Source organism: Stenotrophomonas maltophilia group sp. Smal13 (assembly GCF_030236855.1).
Taxonomy (GTDB): Bacteria; Pseudomonadota; Gammaproteobacteria; order Xanthomonadales; family Xanthomonadaceae; genus Stenotrophomonas; species Stenotrophomonas maltophilia_A.
The window spans coordinates 1-14,850 of sequence record NZ_JASJSQ010000058.1 but is presented as its reverse complement, the minus strand read 5'-3'; the positions used below and the strand labels follow the sequence as shown (position 1 = coordinate 14,850).

Sequence of the window (14,850 nt, the reverse complement as noted above, 5' to 3'; positions counted from 1 at the left end):
GATCGGGAAAACTCACCGATCAGCGGGGACCTGCATGGCCGTGGCGTTGCTGGGGATCAAGGAGACCGCGCCGGGCGAACGGCGCGTGGCGTTGACGCCGGAAACCGCGCGCAAGCTCGGTGCCTTGGGCATCACTGTCTGGTATGAGGCCGGCGCCGGTCTGGCGGCGGGATTTACCGATGCTGCCTATGACGACGCCGGTGCACGTGTGTTCGATGTAGGTCGCTGGGCCGAGATCGATATCCTGCTGTGCGTGCAGGCACCGCCGGTGGCGGTGCTGGAGCAGCTCAAGCCCACTGCCAGCGTGGTCGGCCTGCTGACCCCGGCCAGTGATCCGGCGCTTGCGGCATTGGCCGCTGGCGACCGCCTGCACCTGTTCCCACTGCAGCAGCTGCCGCGCACCACCCGCGCGCAGGCGATGGATGTACTCAGCTCGCAGGCCGGCATGGCCGGTTACAAGGCGGCACTGATCGCGGCCGAGCGTGCGCCGCGTTTCTTCCCGATGCTGACCACCGCCGCCGGTACCGTGCGCCCGGCCAAGGTGCTGGTGATCGGTGCCGGTGTGGCCGGTCTGCAGGCCATCGCTACCGCACGTCGTCTCGGTGCACAGGTGGAAGGTTTCGACGTGCGCCCGGAAACCCGCGAGCAGATCCAGTCGCTGGGCGCGCGCTTCCTTGATCTTGGTGTGAGTGCAGCCGGTGAAGGCGGCTATGCGCGTGCGTTGACCGATGAGGAACGCGCCGAGCAGCAGCGCCGGCTGGCCGACCACCTGCGCAGCGTGGATGTGGTGATCTGCACGGCAGCGGTACCGGGGCGACCGGCGCCGACGATCGTGACTGCCGCGATGGTGGAAGGCATGGCCACCGGCAGCGTCATTGTCGATCTGGCGGCAGAGAGCGGCGGCAACTGCGCACTGACCCAGCCGGGGCAGTGCATCGAACATCAGGGCGTGACCATCGATGGCCCGCTTGGCCTGGCCAGCCGCGGCGCGACCCAGGCCAGCGAGATGTACGCGCGCAACCTGCTCAACTTCGTCGCCTTGTTCGTGCGCGAGGGCCAGCTGGGTTTCGACTGGGACGACGAGTTGCTTGCGAAGACACGCTGGCAGGCGTGAGTGACATGGGGTCAGATCCCTTTGCCGAAGGCAAAGGGATCTGACCCCGTTCGCCGGGGCGTTACCGCGGCTTCGCCGGCGGCGGGTTGTCGCGCACCCAGTCCTTGCGTTGTTCCGGCGTCATCTGCGACCAGCGCTCGCGCAGGGCGTCGCGCTGTTTCGCCGGCATGTTCCGCATCTGACCGAACAGGGCCCGGGCCTGCTCACGCTGTTCCGGGTTCATGTGCTCGAAGCGGCGCAGGCCACGGCGGGCCTTGTCGCGCTCCTCCGGGCTCATCGATTGCCAGCGCTGGCCATGCGAAAGCATGCGCTGGCGCTGGCCGGCATCGGCGCTGTTCCAGCGGTCGCGCAGCGGCGCCAGCAGGGATTCGCGCTGCGCTTCGCTCAGGTGTTCCCACGCCGGCAGCGGTGCGGCCGGCGCAGGGCGTGCGGCAGGGGCGGGCGCGGCGCTCTGCGCCAGTGCCGGGAAGGCCGGCAGCAGCAACAGGGTCATCAGCAGGGGCAGGGTGTGCAGTCGGGACATGATTCACTCCATCGCCAGGTCGGTATCGCCCAGCCACAGGTACAGATCGGGATTTTCGTCGTAGAGCGCGCTGTTGTCTTCCGCCGAGGCAAGCACAGGTGCCGGCGCAGGGCCCGTCAGGGTGCCGTGGCCGGTGAACTGCAGGCCGATACCCAGTGCTACCACCAGTGAACAGGCACTGGCCAGCCACCAGCGCCAGCGCCCGCGATGGGCGGCCGTGGCGCCGTGGCGAGCCTGGCGCAGCCGGGCCAGCGTTGCCGGCGACAGCGCGTGCAGCGACTGCGCGTGCAGGCTGCGCAGGGTGTCATCGGAAGGCAGGGAGCGGTTCACGGATGGGTCTCCAGATAATCCTGCAGCGCCTGGCGGGCGCGTGCCAGATGGGTTTTTACCGCGCCTTCGCTGCAGCCCATGGCGCGGGCGGTGGTGGCCCCGTCCAGGTCCTGCAGCACGCGCAGGGTGAAGGCCTCGCGCTGGCGGGCGGGCAGGCGGCGCAACGCGTCCACCAGCTGTTGGTACTGCTGGCGCTGTTCGTGCGCCTGTGCCGGGTCCGGGCCGGGGTCGGCCCAGTCGATCTCGCCGCCGTCGGCGTCCTGGTTGTCGCGCCAGAACGGCAGTCGGAAGCGGCGCCGGCGCTGCACGTCGATCACGCGCCGGCGCAGGATGCTCCAGAACAGCGGGGCCCATTCGGCAGCCGGCTTGTCGGCGTAGTCCAGCATGCGCAGCAGCGCGTCCTGCACCGCGTCCATGGCGTCTTCGCGCTGGCGCAGGCCGGCCTCGGCGAAGCGGAACGCGCGCGGGCCAACACTGGCCAGGAACGCCTCCAGCGACGCCGGCAGGGCATCGGTCTCGGCGCTCGGGGGGACGGGGCTGCTCACCAGCACAGGGTACGGTTCCTCGCTCGGGGTCACCATCGACAACGCGTGAGCGCGGCTTCGGTTGACGCCGGGCGCGCACCGGGTTCAGCCCATGGTTATGATGGGACGACGAAGACAGAGCAGGAGCGTTGCCGGTGAGTGACGGGTTCGTAGCGCTGTACATCTTCATGCTGGCAGCCATCGCCGGCCACGTGATCATTTCGCGGGTGCCGGTGATCCTGCATACCCCGCTGATGTCGGGCTCCAACTTCATCCACGGCATCGTGCTGATCGGTGCAATGGTGGTGCTGGGGCACGCGCAGACACCGCTGGAGAAAGCCCTGGGCTTCCTCGCCGTGGTGCTTGGTGCTGGCAACGCCGCCGGTGGCTACGTGGTCACCGCGCGCATGCTGGAAATGTTCAAGCCGAGCGCGCCCAAGGGCGGCAAGGACGAGCCGAAGGAGCCGCAGGCTTGAACATCAGCACCGTCGAACTGCTCGATTGGCTGGTCAAGGCCAGCTACCTCGTCGCCGCCACGCTGTTCCTGCTGGGCCTGCAGCGCATGGCCTCGCCGCTGACCGCGCGCAGCGGCATCCGCTGGGCCGGGCTGGGCATGCTGCTGGCCACGGTGGCGACTTTCTTCCTGCCCGAACTGCATAACGTGCCGCTGATCCTGGTGGCGCTGCTGCTTGGCGCGGGCCTGGCCTGGTGGTCGGCCGGCAAGGTTGCCATCACCGACATGCCGCAGATGGTGGCGCTGTACAACGGCATGGGCGGCGGCTCGGCCGCGGCCATCGGTGCAGTGGAACTGCTGCGCTACGCCTTCCTCGCCAACCGTGATACCAGCCACTGGAGCGCACAGGCGCTGGCCGACCTCGCTGCCCGCCAACCCTCGGGCATGGTGTTGCTGCTGGCGGTGGTCGGCGCGGCCATCGGTGCGGTGTCGCTGTCCGGCTCGGTGATTGCCTGGGCCAAGCTCGATGGCCGCCTGGACAAGCGGGTGACCTGGCCGGGCCAGCAGGTGATGAACCTGCTGGTGGCACTGGCGGTGGTGGTGCTGGCGATCATCGCGGCCAGCACGCTCAACACCTGGGCGATCGTCGCGTTCTTCGTGCTGGCACTGGCACTGGGCGTGCTGATGACGCTGCCGATCGGTGGCGCCGACATGCCGGTGGTGATCTCGCTGTACAACGCGTTCACCGGCCTGGCGGTGTCGTTCGAAGGCTATGTGCTGGGCAACGAGGCGCTGATCATCGCCGGCATGATGGTCGGCGCGGCGGGCATCCTGCTGACCCGGCTGATGGCCAAGGCGATGAACCGGCCGATCCGCAACGTGTTGTTCTCCAACTTCGGCGGCGGCGGCGTCGGCGGCGAAGCGCAGGCGATCACTGGCGCGCAGAAGCCGATTGAAGCGTCGGACGTCGCGGCGATGATGGCCTACGCCGAACGCGTGGTGATCGTGCCCGGTTATGGCATGGCGGTGGCGCAGGCCCAGCACAAGATCTGGGAGCTGGCGCAGCGGTTGGGCCAGCGCGGGGTGAAGGTGAAGTTCGCGATCCACCCGGTGGCTGGGCGCATGCCTGGGCACATGAACGTGCTGCTGGCCGAAGCGGGTGTGCCCTACGACCTGATCGCCGACATGGACGACATCAACCCGGAATTTGCCAACACCGATGTGGTGCTGGTGATCGGTGCCAACGACGTGGTCAATCCGGTGGCACGTACCGACCCGGCCAGCCCGATCTACGGCATGCCGGTGCTGGATGTGGTCAACGCGCGCAACGCGGTGGTGATCAAGCGCGGCAAGGGCACCGGTTTTGCCGGCATCGAGAATGCGCTGTTCTACGCCGACAACACCCGCATGCTGTACGGCGATGGTGCGGAAGCGGCGGCCTCGCTGGTGAGCGAACTGAAGGCGCTCGACGGCGGGCATTGAGCGGCGGCTGCATCGGGTAGGTGCGGACCTTGGTCCGCACGCATTTGCCGGCCAGCGGCCGGCACTACCCCCATCCACGCATGGCGGCTGCGCCTGGTAGGTGCGGACCCTGGTCCGCATGCTTCTGCCGGCCAGCGGCCGGCACTACCGAATCCACGCGTGGTGGTTGCATCGGGTAGGTGCGGACCTTGGTCCGCATGCTTCTGCCGGCCAGCGGCCGGCACTACCTGCCGGTGGGTCAGCGCGCCAGCCAGGCGCCCACGGCCACGCCCAGGGCCAGCCAAAGCCATTCCATCGCGCCATTGGCGAGGGTGATCAGGGTCCAGGCCAGGTGCGGGCCCATCCGCAGGGTGGCGTCCCACAGGTCCAGCCCGATCGAGCCGCCCATCCACGCGCTGGCGATGGCCCAGTTGGCCACGGCCGCCACCAGCACGGTGCCCAGCACGACCAGGGCGATGCGCAGCCGGCCCGGGCCCAGCGTGCCCATGCGCAGCATGAACACCAGTTCCAGGGCGGTCAGTACCGCCATCCAGCCGACCTGCCGGCCGGTCATCAGCGCCAGCATCATCCAGGCGAGGGGAGCAACAAGCAGACCCAGCAACAGCATGATGGGCCAGAGCCAGGTCACGGTCCTGGCACGCGCGGCATTGGAGGACATCGAAGCTCCCTGAAGATCACCCACAGGATACTGTGGTTTGCCGCAGTGCACCGGCGGCGGCAGGGCGGCTGGGCTAGAATGCCGTCTTGCGTGGCCTTGGCCACGGCCCCATATCGGTCCCCATGTATTCCCGTAGCAGCGAACCTGTCCACTTCGAACGCGATTGCGAGGCCGTGATGGTCCCGCAGGGCGACACCGTGACCCTGCCCGCCGGCAGCTATGGGTACATCACCCAGGCGCTGGGCGGCAGTTATTCGGTGTTCGTCGAGGGCAACCTGTTCCGCATCGCCGGCAAGGACGGCGACGCCATCGGCAAGGAGGCACCGGCACCGCTCGAGCTGCCGGCTGACGCCACCGATGAACAGGTGGAACAGCTGGTGTGGCAGCAGCTGCGCACCTGCTTTGATCCGGAAATTCCGGTGAACATCGTCGAACTGGGCCTGGTTTACGAGGTCGAGATCAAGCACCTGGACGAAGGCAAGCGCGAGATCGACGTGAAGATGACCCTGACCGCACCGGGCTGCGGCATGGGCGAGATCCTGGTCGACGACGTGCGCAGCAAGCTCGAAATGATTCCGACGGTGGCCGAGGCCGACGTCGACCTGGTGTTCGACCCGCCGTGGAACCAGCACATGATGTCCGAGGCGGCCCGGCTCGAGACCGGCATGCTTTGACCCACGGCCCGCAGTGACGCGGGCCGGGCATTACCCGCAACCAGAACAGGAAATCTCCGGTGTCCCAGTCCATTCCCAGCTTCGCCGTCACCCGTTCGGACCACCCGCGCAGCGCTGAAGAGCGCGCCCAGATCCTGGAGAAGCCGGGTTTCGGCCTGCACTTCACCGACCACATGGTGGAAGTGCGCTGGGACAAGGACACCGGCTGGCACAACGCCAACGTGCGCGCCTATGGCCCGCTGCAGCTGGACCCGGCCGCGGCCGTGCTGCACTACGGCCAGGAAATCTTCGAGGGCATCAAGGCCTACCGCCATGCCGACGGTTCGATCTGGACCTTCCGCCCGGATGCCAACGGCCGTCGCCTGCAGCGTTCGGCGCAGCGCCTGGCGCTGCCGGAACTGCCGGTGGAGATCTTCGTCGAATCGCTGAAGCAGCTGATCGCCGTCGACAGCGCCTGGGTGCCGTCGGCCGATGAGTCGAGCCTGTACTTCCGTCCGTTCATGATCGGCGACGAAGCTTTCCTCGGCGTGCGCGGCGCGCACAAGGCCGGCTACTACGTGATCGCCAGCCCGGCCGGCCCGTACTTCGCCAAGGGCGTCGCCCCGGTGTCGATCTGGCTGTCGACCGAATACGCACGTGCAGCCAAGGGCGGCACCGGTGCCGCCAAGTGCGGTGGCAACTACGCGGCTTCGCTGCTGCCGCAGCAGAAGGCACAGGCACAGGGCTGCTCGCAGGTGCTGTTCCTCGACCCGGTCGAAGGCAAGTACCTGGAAGAACTGGGTGGCATGAACGTGTTCCTGGTCTACAAGGACGGCACGCTGGTTACCCCGCAGCTGTCGGGCAGCATCCTCGAAGGCATCACCCGCGAGAGCATCCTGCAGCTGGCCCGCGACCGCGGCATGAAGGTCGAAGAGCGCAAGGTCAGCATCGACGAGTGGAAGGACGGCGTTGCCTCCGGCGAGATCACCGAAGTGTTCGCCTGCGGCACCGCGGCGGTGGTCACCCCGATCGGCCAGCTGAAGGGCGAGGGCTTCTCGGTGGGCGACATCAACGCACCGGCCGGCGAAGTGACCATGTCGCTGCGCAAGGAACTGACCGACATCCAGTACGGCCGCCTGCCGGACCGCCACAACTGGCTGGTCAAGCTGGGCTGATCGCCCGCGTTGAACCGGTAGCGCCGGGCCATGCCCGGCGGTTCTTCTTGAAAGCCCGTCCCAGTGACGGGCTTTCTGCGTTGTGGGCCCGCCCGGCGACCGCAGCAGACGGGCGCTTGACGCAAATAGGTTTGCACTGCAAACTAAATTCAAGCGACCCCGATGGAGCGTGTCATGCAGCAGCCGTCCGTCATTGATCCTTCCTCGCGCCTGCAGGCGCTGACCCGTGAATATTCGCGGTACTCGCGAAGTGCCGGGGGCCTGTCGGCGATGGCAGGCGGCATTGCCTGCCTGGCCTCGTTCCTTGCCGGCGCGCTGCTGCCGACCACCCTGGCGCTGCGCATCGTGCTGATTGCCGTGCCGGTGCTGTGGATCGTCGGCAAGCAATGGCTGGCACGCCGTTACTACCAGCGGCTGGGCCAGGTCGAGGAGCAGGTCACGCCGGTCGAGCGCAATTTCCAGCGCTTCTTCATTGCCTTCACCGCGCTGGTAAGCGTGCTGGTGATCGGCAGCGTGCTGACCCGGCTGGCGCCGATGGGCGAGCTGCCCTGGGACCTGCGCGCCATCGGTTACCTGGCCGTGGTAGCGCTGCTGCCCTGGGTGGTGTGGCGCTGGCTGCGTACACCGCTGGAGTTCATCGTGGGCGTGTTCCTGTTGTGCCAGGCCGCGCTGGCCTTCACCGGGCAGACGTATGGCTTCGGCCCGAGCACGGCGGTGTTCCCGCTGGCATCTATCGCACTGATCGTGGTCGGCTGGCGTGACCACCAGCGCTTCCAGCGGCTGCAGGTAGAGATGCGCGCGTTCATGGCGGCGCGGACGAACGCCGAATGACCCAGCTGCCTGACTCCAGAGCGCTGCTCCAGCTCGACCGCTTGATCCACGAGCCGGCACGCCTGCTGATCCTGTCGATCCTGGCAGGTGCCGAATCGGCCGAGTTCGGTTTTGTCGAACATCTCAGCGGGTTGAGCAAGGGCAACCTGTCCAGCCATCTGAGCAAGCTGGAGGCTGCTGGACTGGTCGCCATCGACAAGTCGTTCCGCGGCAAGCGCCCGCTGACCACCCTGCAGTTGACGCCGATGGGCCGCACTGCCCTGGCCGAGTACCGCACGCAGCTGGCGGCGATCGTTGCCGGCATTCCCGATCCGGATCGAAAGGACGCCTGACATGACATTGCTCCCGCGCCTGTTTGCAGTTCTGGTTGTTTCCTTCTCTGCCCTCATCGGCGCGGCTGCGGCTGCAGATCCGCGCCAACAGGGAGCTGCGCTGACCACGCAGTTCTACGAAGGGCACATCGACGCACTGTGGGAACGGATGACGCCGCAGATGCAGGCGGGGCTGCAGTCCCCGCAGAACCTGGTGGCGCTGCGCAAGCAGGTGCTGGCGGGCTGGGGCGCAGAAACCGAGCTGGTCAGTGAGAAGGTCGAGAAGGTTGATGGATTCGACACCTATCTGCGGCAGGCGCGCTTCGCCAGGAGCCCGGACCTGATCCAGGTGCTGTGGGCCATCGATGCCGACGGGCGGATTGGCGGCTTCTACATCCGCCCGCTACAGACCACGCCGCCGCAGGCCGCAGCGAGCGGGTTCCTCGACTACCAGACCCGCACACGGCTGCAACTGCCGTTCGACGATGAGTACTTCGTGTTCTGGGGCGGGCGCAGTGTCGAACAGAACTACCATGCGGCCCATGCCGGCCAGCGCTTCGCGCTGGATCTGCTGGTGGTCCGCGATGGCCGGTCGCACCGTGGCGATGGCCTGCGCAACGATGATTACTACTGCTTCGGTCGCCCGATCCTCGCGCCCGCCGACGGCACGGTGGTGGAGGTGATCGAGGGTGTCGCCGACAACGTGCCGGGCCAGATGAATGCCGCCCAGCTCACCGGCAACCGCGTCATCCTCGACCACGGCAACGAGGAATACTCGGTGCTGGCGCACCTGCGCCAGGGCAGTGTGCGTGTGGCGCAGGGACAGGCTGTCCGCAGCGGCGCGCACCTCGGTGACTGTGGCAACAGCGGCAACTCCTCCGAGCCGCACCTGCACTACCAGCTGCAGGCCGGGCCTGTGTTCGGTGTCGGCGAAGCGCTCCCGGCACAGTTCTCCGGTTATGTGGCCGATGACCAGCCGGTTGCACGCGGCGAGCCGGTCAAAGGTCAGCGGATCCGGCCGGCGCGCCTCCCGCAGGCAAAGTAGTCAGCGCGTCCGACGCGATGGGCAGGCACGCCGCGGGCACGCTGCGCCGTCGTTGGTGTCAGCAGTGGACGCCGATGTCGGCAAAGTCATCGCAGGACACGTGATGACCCAGTCAGGTGCGTGCAGGGCAGGAGAAAGTTCCTTCACCTTCACAAACCCTCGACCCGAAAAGTCTCAGAACGAACATTTCATCTTGCTGAAAAGACGCTGAAAATCTTGTGGTGTCCGGTTTTGGTCATTAGCGTCATCTGCACGGCGGATCGTTAGGGGGATCCGCTGGCTCGCCGGACTTCGAACCTCGCCAACGCAAGCCAGCCCAGGGTTCGGGCCGGTGCTTCTGCCGATTCCGGCATTCACACCACAAGAAAGGGAAATACGATGTCCCAGGTAACGCAACCGCGTGTGCGTCGAGTGTGGGTGGTCCTTGGTGCGTCCGTTCTGTCATCGCTGCTGCTGGCCACGCCTGCGCTGGCCGGTGATGTCCAGCTCAGCGGCCTGCAGTCCGCACAGACCCACCAGCGTTTCATCGTGAAGTACCGCGACGGCAGCGCGCCGGTGGCCAACACCACCGCACTGGCCTCTTCGCTGAAGAGTGCCGCCGCCGGCCTGGCCAGCAGCCAGGGCCGCGCGCTGGGCCTGCAGCAGGTCCGCAAGCTGGCCGTCGGCCCGACCCTGGTCAAGACCGATCGTCCGCTCGACCAGGCCGAATCCGAGCAGCTGATGCGCAAGCTGGCCGCCGACCCGAACGTGGAATACGTTGAAGTCGACCAGATCATGCGTGCCACCCTGACCCCGAACGACACCCGCTTCAGCGAGCAATGGGGCTTCGGCACCTCCAATGCCGGCATCAACATCCGGCCGGCCTGGGACAAGGCCACCGGCACCGGTGTGGTCGTGGCGGTGATCGACACCGGCATCACCAACCACGCCGACCTCAATGCCAACATCCTGCCGGGCTACGACTTCATCAGTGATGCGGCGATGGCGCGCGACGGCAACGGCCGCGACAACAACCCGAACGATGAGGGCGACTGGTACGGCGACAACGAGTGCCAGGCGGGCTACCCGGGTTCGAACTCCAGCTGGCACGGTACCCACGTGGCCGGCACGGTAGCGGCGGTGACCAACAACAGCACCGGCGTGGCAGGTACTGCGTTCAACGCCAAGGTCGTGCCGGTGCGCGTGCTCGGCAAGTGCGGCGGTTACACCTCCGACATTGCCGACGCGATCGTGTGGGCGTCCGGCGGCAGCGTCAGCGGCGTGCCGGCCAATGCCAATCCGGCCGAGGTCATCAACCTCTCGCTGGGCGGCGGCGGCAGCTGCTCGACCACCTACCAGAACGCGATCAATGGCGCTGTCGGGCGTGGCACCACCGTGGTGGTCGCCGCCGGCAACAGCAACACCAACGTGTCCTCGTCGGTGCCGGCCAACTGCCCGAACGTGATCGCAGTGGCGGCCACCACCTCGGCCGGTGCGCGTGCCAGCTTCTCCAACTATGGCAACGGAATCGACATCTCGGCACCGGGCCAGGGCATCCTGTCCACCCTCAACAGCGGCACCACCACCCCGGGCAGTGCCAGCTACGCTTCGTACAACGGCACCTCGATGGCGGCACCGCACGTGGCCGGCGTGGTCGCGCTGATGCAGTCCGTAGCCCCGAGCCCGCTGAGCCCGGCGCAGGTGGGGGGCATCAGCAAGAGCACTGCACGTCCGCTGCCGGGCGCCTGCTCGGGCGGCTGCGGCGCCGGCATCATCGACGCCGACGCTGCCGTGGCTGCGGCGATCAACGGTGGCGGCCCGAACCCGGGTGGCAACGTGCTGCAGAACAACGTCCCGGTCACCGGCCTCGGCGCTGCCAGCGGCGCTTCGCTGAGTTACACCGTGAACGTTCCGGCCGGCAGCACCCAGCTGCGCGTGGCGATCAGTGGCGGCAGCGGTGATGCCGACCTGTACGTGCGCCAGGGCAGTGCCCCGACCGATACCGCCTACACCTGCCGCCCGTACCTGAGCGGCAACAGCGAGACCTGCACCATCAACAGTCCGGCTGCCGGCACGTGGTATGTGCGGGTGAAGGCCTACAGCACCTTCTCGGGCCTGACTCTCAACGCCCAGTACTGAGCCCAAGCCCCTCTCCATGGGCACGCCCCGGCTCCGGCCGGGGCGTTTTTGCATGGGGACGCGCGGTGATACGAGCCGCCGCGTCGTGGTAGGTGCCGACCTTGGTCGGCACGCTGTTCCTCAGACCGATTCGAAGCGGTTCGCGGCCACGTTCTTGCGCACGTGCTGCGGGTCGAAAATCCGCCCGTTCATCGCGATGTACACGCCGCTCGGCAGCGACTGCACCGCACCGATCGCGCAGCCGATGTTGAACTCCGCATCCGAGCCGCGGAAACGCGCCGGGCTCAGCGCGCCGGTCATCACGATGGTCTTGTCCGGGATCGTCGCCAGCACCTGGCCGGTCTGCACCATCGAATCGGTGCCGTGGGTCACCAGCACGTGGCGGGTCGGCTGCGCGGCGATGGTGGCGCGGATCAGTTCGCGGTCCTCATCGTTGATGTGCAGCGAATCCTTGCGCAGGATCGGAATCACGTTGAAGCGGAACGTCACGCCCAGCTCGCGCAGGATCATGCCGATCTGGGGGTCGCCGATCTGGTAGTCCGACTTGTCGTCGAAGTAGATCTTGTCGATCGTGCCACCGGTGGTGACGACCAGGAGCTCTTCCATCATGTGCATGCGCGAAACCAGGACAGGTACAGCGGCGCGGGGCCAGGAACACAGATGATACGGCCCGGCGGGCGCAGCGTCAGCGTCGCTTGCCGAAGCGGGCGCGCAGCCCGGGGAGGCTGGCGCTGAAGATCACCAGCAGGGCCAGCGCGATCTCGATCAGCGCCAGCCAGCGTGTTTCCGGGTGGCTCCAGGCACTCATCACCCCGTGGCTGAACCAGCCCAGGGCCAGCACCGAGGCCCAGAAACCGGCCTTGCGCCAGCCCAGTCGCAGGGCAACGGCCAACGCCAGCGGCGGCGCGGTGAACACCAGCTGGGTGGCCAGCCAGTGCTTGTCATTGATGAACCAGCCGGCGAACAGCGCGGCCAGCCCCATCAGGGCCAGCAGCAGGGCCGTGCGCGGCGCGGCGCTCATCGGGCCAACCGCTGCGCGATGTCGGCCACCCGGCGGCCCAGCGCGCGCGCCAGCACGGCTTCATCGTCGGTCGGCTGCGGGTCGTCGGCGGCGCCGGCGACGTGGCTGGCGCCATACGGCGTGCCGCCACTGGTGGTGTGACTCAGCGCCGGTTCGGTGAACGGGATGCCGACGATCACGCAGCCATGGTGCAGCAACGGCACCTGCATCGACAGCAGGGTCGATTCCTGGCCGCCATGCATCGAGGCGGTGGAGGTGAATACGCCGGCCGGCTTGCCGGAGAGGGTGCCGTTGACCCATTCGGCGCCCAGCCCGTCCAGGAAGTGCTTGACCGGCGCCGCCATGTTGCCGAAGCGGGTCGGGCTGCCGAGCAGCAGGCCCTGGCATTCGACCAGGTCCTGCACGCTCACGTAGGGGGCACCATCGTCGGGGACCGGCGGCTGTGCGGTCTGGGTCACGGCGGCCACCGGCGGCACTGTGCGCAGGCGCGCGGTCATGCCCGGCACTTCGCCGATGCCCCGCGCGATCTGGCGCGCCAGCCGTGCCACTGAACCGCCCCGGCTGTAGTACAGCACCAGAATCTCGCCCATCGTGCCCGCTTCTCCTCGTCGTGTGGCCACCAGTATGGCTATCCTGCGAGCATTCCGCATCGGGTACCCTTTCGCCGATGGAACCTTTGGATACGCTCAACCTGTGGATGGAGCGCGCGCGGGATCGCGCACGGGCCATCAGTTTCGGCCGCTTCCTGTGGCATCGCTTCCTCGACGACCGCCTGTTCCAGGCGGCGGCGGCGCTCGCGTACACCACTGTGTTCGCGCTGGTGCCGCTGGCCATCGTGGTGTTCGGCGTGCTCTCGGCCTTCCCTGTCTTCGACCGCTGGAGCGACCAGCTCAGCGATTACGTCTTCTCCAACTTCGTGCCCAACGCCGCGCGTGCGGCCGAAGGCTACCTGCGGCAGTTCTCGGCCAGTGCCGGGCAGCTCACGGCTGCCGGCTTCATCGCACTGGTGGTCTCGTTGCTGATCACCCTCAACAGCGTTGAAGAGACCTTCAACCAGATCTGGCGGGTCGGCTCGACCCGGCCCAAGCTGACCCGCTTCCTGGTCTACTGGACCGTGCTGACCCTGGGCGCAATGCTCGCTGCCGCTTCGCTGGCGGTGTCGGCGCGGGTGTTCGCGATGCCACTGTTCGGCACCCAGGAGGGCCGCTGGCTGGCCGAGTTCGCGCTGCGGCTGGCGCCGATCCTGATCGAGTTCGTCTGTATAACGCTGATGTTCCGGGTGGTGCCGCACCACACCGTGAAATGGCGGCACGCGGTGCCCGGCGCGATTCTCGCGGCGGTCATCCTGGAACTGGTGAAATGGGGCATCGGCGCCTACCTGGGCAGCTTCCAGTCCTACCAGAAGCTCTACGGCACGGTCGCCTTCGTGCCGATCCTGCTGCTGTGGATCTACCTGTGCTGGGTGGCGGTGCTGCTGGGCGCGTCGCTGTCCTCGTCGATGGCCGCCTTCCGCTACCAGCCGGTGGAACTGCGCCTGCCGCAGGGCTACGAGTTCTATGGCCTGCTGCGCCTGCTCGGCCGCTTCCACCATGCCCGAGCCAAGGGCAAGGGCCTGGCCGATGATGAAATCCTGCGGCTGGAGCCGATGCTGACCGATTCGCTGCTGCAGGACCTGGCCTGCAACCTGCAGGAGATCGGCCTGCTGCGCCGCGATGAACGTGGCGAATGGCTGCTCTCGCGCGACCTGGACCAGGTCAGCCTGTCTGATCTGTACGAATGCACCCAGTTGCGCATTCCGGTAGCCGAGCAGCATCTGCCATACCGCGACGACACACTGGGCCGTGCTGCGCTGGCGGCACTGGACGATCTGCGGCTGCCCCTGCGCGAACGCCTCAAGCGCAAGGTCAGCGATATCTACACCGATTCCGGAGACATGCCATGACCCGCAAGACCCCGTTGCTGCTGCTTCCGCTGGCCCTGCTGCTGGCGCTGTCGGCCTGCAAACCGGCCCAGGAGCCGACCCCCGCCAGCAGCCAGCCGCCAGCACAGGCACCGACGCCGACCACACCGGCACCGGTCGAAGAGACCCCGGCCGAGCGGACCACTGCCGAGTTCCCGACGCTGAGGATGAAGGCGGTGGATGGCAGCGACTACGACCTGGCCGCGCACCGCGGCAAGTGGGTGATCGTGAATTTCTGGGCGACCTGGTGTGCCCCGTGCCGCAAGGAGATGCCGGAGCTGTCGGCGCTGCATGCGATGCGCAGCAACATCGAGGTGGTTGGCCTGGCCTATGAGGATATCGAGGTGCCGGAGATGCAGTCGTTCCTGACCAAGCACCCGGTGACCTATCCGATCGTGATCGTGGACCCGTTCGATCCGCCGGCGGACTTCGCCACGCCGCGAGGCCTGCCGTTGACGCATCTGCTGGATCCGCAGGGCAAGCTGGCGCACACCTTCCTTGGCCCGGTGACGGCCGCCGACATCGAAAAGCAGATCGCCAGCGCAAAGTAGTGGGTTGGTCGGCAGGGCCTGCGGCCCTGCACCCGTGGAGGCCAGAGCAACAGCAACGGCAACAGCCGAAGCAAAGGCGGGTCTCCTGAGGGATGGCGGG

18 protein-coding genes are annotated in these 14,850 nt (G+C 67.5%); 11 read left to right on the top strand and 7 right to left on the bottom strand.

The window, feature by feature from the left end:
• The first annotated feature begins 34 nt into the window (after nucleotides 1-34).
• Nucleotides 35-1,114 (top strand): NAD(P) transhydrogenase subunit alpha, encoded by a 1,080-nt coding sequence (locus QRO95_RS17345; RefSeq protein ID WP_285303091.1) that lies wholly within the window; start codon nucleotides 35-37, stop codon nucleotides 1,112-1,114.
• Nucleotides 1,115-1,175: 61 nt separating this feature from the next.
• On the opposite strand, the gene QRO95_RS17340 is transcribed toward QRO95_RS17345, so the two are convergent.
• Genes QRO95_RS17340 through QRO95_RS17330 form a run of 3 tightly spaced genes read right to left on the bottom strand, consistent with a single transcriptional unit; the run spans nucleotide 1,176 to nucleotide 2,548 of the window.
• Nucleotides 1,176-1,637, bottom strand: a complete 462-nt coding sequence (locus QRO95_RS17340) for a DUF3106 domain-containing protein (protein WP_285303090.1) — start codon at nucleotides 1,635-1,637, stop codon at nucleotides 1,176-1,178.
• Nucleotides 1,638-1,640: 3 nt separating this feature from the next.
• Nucleotides 1,641-1,967, bottom strand: a complete 327-nt coding sequence (locus tag QRO95_RS17335; RefSeq protein WP_032130086.1) for a hypothetical protein — start codon at nucleotides 1,965-1,967, stop codon at nucleotides 1,641-1,643.
• Nucleotides 1,964-2,548: an RNA polymerase sigma factor gene (locus QRO95_RS17330; protein WP_080356593.1), complete on the bottom strand. Its 585-nt coding sequence runs from the start codon at nucleotides 2,546-2,548 to the stop codon at nucleotides 1,964-1,966. Before QRO95_RS17330 ends, QRO95_RS17335 begins: the two co-directional genes overlap by 4 nt.
• Nucleotides 2,549-2,646: 98 nt before the next feature.
• Here QRO95_RS17330 and QRO95_RS17325 point away from each other — a divergent pair, with 98 nt between their 5' ends.
• Entirely contained in the window at nucleotides 2,647-2,967 is a 321-nt protein-coding gene (locus QRO95_RS17325) for an NAD(P) transhydrogenase subunit alpha (RefSeq protein ID WP_005408173.1), read from the top strand.
• Complete coding sequence (locus QRO95_RS17320) at nucleotides 2,964-4,427, top strand: NAD(P)(+) transhydrogenase (Re/Si-specific) subunit beta (protein WP_285303089.1); 1,464 nt, start codon at nucleotides 2,964-2,966, stop codon at nucleotides 4,425-4,427. The genes QRO95_RS17325 and QRO95_RS17320 overlap by 4 nt, the downstream gene beginning before the upstream one ends.
• Before the next feature lie 238 nt (nucleotides 4,428-4,665).
• Here the strand turns inward: QRO95_RS17320 and QRO95_RS17315 are convergent, their stop codons facing one another.
• The gene (locus tag QRO95_RS17315) at nucleotides 4,666-5,085 is read right to left on the bottom strand and encodes a hypothetical protein (protein WP_100437932.1); all 420 of its coding nucleotides are present in this window, start codon (nucleotides 5,083-5,085) and stop codon (nucleotides 4,666-4,668) included.
• Nucleotides 5,086-5,207: 122 nt separating this feature from the next.
• On the opposite strand from QRO95_RS17315, the gene sufT reads away from it, so the two are divergent.
• The 6 genes from sufT to QRO95_RS17285 all read left to right on the top strand — a co-directional run bounded on the left by sufT (nucleotide 5,208) and on the right by QRO95_RS17285 (nucleotide 11,218).
• Nucleotides 5,208-5,759: a putative Fe-S cluster assembly protein SufT gene (gene sufT / locus QRO95_RS17310; RefSeq protein WP_005415385.1), complete on the top strand. Its 552-nt coding sequence runs from the start codon at nucleotides 5,208-5,210 to the stop codon at nucleotides 5,757-5,759.
• A gap of 59 nt (nucleotides 5,760-5,818) precedes the next feature.
• A complete protein-coding gene (locus tag QRO95_RS17305; protein WP_049463521.1) occupies nucleotides 5,819-6,913 on the top strand; it encodes a branched-chain amino acid aminotransferase in 1,095 nt (364 codons plus the stop codon).
• 174 nt (nucleotides 6,914-7,087) lie between these two features.
• Nucleotides 7,088-7,744 carry a hypothetical protein gene (locus tag QRO95_RS17300; RefSeq protein WP_285303088.1) on the top strand — a complete coding sequence of 219 codons (657 nt, stop codon included), beginning with the start codon at nucleotides 7,088-7,090 and terminating at the stop codon, nucleotides 7,742-7,744.
• Nucleotides 7,741-8,076 carry a transcriptional regulator gene (locus QRO95_RS17295; RefSeq protein WP_012510131.1) on the top strand — a complete coding sequence of 112 codons (336 nt, stop codon included), beginning with the start codon at nucleotides 7,741-7,743 and terminating at the stop codon, nucleotides 8,074-8,076. The genes QRO95_RS17300 and QRO95_RS17295 overlap by 4 nt, the downstream gene beginning before the upstream one ends.
• A gap of 1 nt (nucleotide 8,077) precedes the next feature.
• Complete coding sequence (locus QRO95_RS17290; RefSeq protein WP_285303087.1) at nucleotides 8,078-9,100, top strand: M23 family metallopeptidase; 1,023 nt, start codon at nucleotides 8,078-8,080, stop codon at nucleotides 9,098-9,100.
• Between the two features lie 378 nt (nucleotides 9,101-9,478).
• The gene (locus QRO95_RS17285) at nucleotides 9,479-11,218 is read left to right on the top strand and encodes a S8 family peptidase (RefSeq protein WP_285303086.1); all 1,740 of its coding nucleotides are present in this window, start codon (nucleotides 9,479-9,481) and stop codon (nucleotides 11,216-11,218) included.
• A 120-nt stretch (nucleotides 11,219-11,338) separates the two neighbouring features.
• Here QRO95_RS17285 and QRO95_RS17280 read toward each other — a convergent pair whose 3' ends face one another.
• The 3 genes from QRO95_RS17280 to wrbA form a co-directional block, all read right to left on the bottom strand.
• Nucleotides 11,339-11,824, bottom strand: coding sequence for an asparaginase domain-containing protein (locus QRO95_RS17280; protein WP_032130424.1), 486 nt, complete (start codon nucleotides 11,822-11,824; stop codon nucleotides 11,339-11,341).
• A gap of 79 nt (nucleotides 11,825-11,903) precedes the next feature.
• A complete protein-coding gene (locus QRO95_RS17275) occupies nucleotides 11,904-12,239 on the bottom strand; it encodes a DUF2069 domain-containing protein (protein WP_049422884.1) in 336 nt (111 codons plus the stop codon).
• Nucleotides 12,236-12,829 (bottom strand): NAD(P)H:quinone oxidoreductase, encoded by a 594-nt coding sequence (gene wrbA, locus QRO95_RS17270; protein ID WP_012510135.1) that lies wholly within the window; start codon nucleotides 12,827-12,829, stop codon nucleotides 12,236-12,238. Before wrbA ends, QRO95_RS17275 begins: the two co-directional genes overlap by 4 nt.
• A 77-nt stretch (nucleotides 12,830-12,906) precedes the next feature.
• Here wrbA and QRO95_RS17265 point away from each other — a divergent pair, with 77 nt between their 5' ends.
• Both QRO95_RS17265 and QRO95_RS17260 read left to right on the top strand, forming a co-directional pair.
• On the top strand, nucleotides 12,907-14,181 hold the full coding sequence (locus QRO95_RS17265; protein WP_285303085.1) for a YihY family inner membrane protein: 1,275 nt from the start codon (nucleotides 12,907-12,909) through the stop codon (nucleotides 14,179-14,181).
• Nucleotides 14,178-14,750, top strand: coding sequence for a thioredoxin family protein (locus QRO95_RS17260; RefSeq protein ID WP_107432203.1), 573 nt, complete (start codon nucleotides 14,178-14,180; stop codon nucleotides 14,748-14,750). The genes QRO95_RS17265 and QRO95_RS17260 overlap by 4 nt, the downstream gene beginning before the upstream one ends.
• Nucleotides 14,751-14,850: the final 100 nt, after the last annotated feature.

What these genes read in the sequence shown, in the direction of transcription:
- QRO95_RS17330 (WP_080356593.1), bottom strand. Translation starts at nt 2,548, where the DNA reads ATGGTGACCCCGAGCGAGGAACCGTACCCTGTGCTGGTGAGCAGCCCC.
- QRO95_RS17265 (WP_285303085.1), top strand. Translation starts at nt 12,907, where the DNA reads ATGGAACCTTTGGATACGCTCAACCTGTGGATGGAGCGCGCGCGGGAT.
- wrbA (WP_012510135.1), bottom strand. Translation starts at nt 12,829, where the DNA reads ATGGGCGAGATTCTGGTGCTGTACTACAGCCGGGGCGGTTCAGTGGCA.
- sufT (WP_005415385.1), top strand. Translation starts at nt 5,208, where the DNA reads ATGTATTCCCGTAGCAGCGAACCTGTCCACTTCGAACGCGATTGCGAG.
- QRO95_RS17290 (WP_285303087.1), top strand. Translation starts at nt 8,078, where the DNA reads ATGACATTGCTCCCGCGCCTGTTTGCAGTTCTGGTTGTTTCCTTCTCT.
- QRO95_RS17315 (WP_100437932.1), bottom strand. Translation starts at nt 5,085, where the DNA reads ATGTCCTCCAATGCCGCGCGTGCCAGGACCGTGACCTGGCTCTGGCCC.
- QRO95_RS17340 (WP_285303090.1), bottom strand. Translation starts at nt 1,637, where the DNA reads ATGTCCCGACTGCACACCCTGCCCCTGCTGATGACCCTGTTGCTGCTG.
- QRO95_RS17300 (WP_285303088.1), top strand. Translation starts at nt 7,088, where the DNA reads ATGCAGCAGCCGTCCGTCATTGATCCTTCCTCGCGCCTGCAGGCGCTG.
- QRO95_RS17280 (WP_032130424.1), bottom strand. Translation starts at nt 11,824, where the DNA reads ATGGAAGAGCTCCTGGTCGTCACCACCGGTGGCACGATCGACAAGATC.
- QRO95_RS17275 (WP_049422884.1), bottom strand. Translation starts at nt 12,239, where the DNA reads ATGAGCGCCGCGCCGCGCACGGCCCTGCTGCTGGCCCTGATGGGGCTG.
- QRO95_RS17345 (WP_285303091.1), top strand. Translation starts at nt 35, where the DNA reads ATGGCCGTGGCGTTGCTGGGGATCAAGGAGACCGCGCCGGGCGAACGG.
- QRO95_RS17260 (WP_107432203.1), top strand. Translation starts at nt 14,178, where the DNA reads ATGACCCGCAAGACCCCGTTGCTGCTGCTTCCGCTGGCCCTGCTGCTG.
- QRO95_RS17285 (WP_285303086.1), top strand. Translation starts at nt 9,479, where the DNA reads ATGTCCCAGGTAACGCAACCGCGTGTGCGTCGAGTGTGGGTGGTCCTT.
- QRO95_RS17295 (WP_012510131.1), top strand. Translation starts at nt 7,741, where the DNA reads ATGACCCAGCTGCCTGACTCCAGAGCGCTGCTCCAGCTCGACCGCTTG.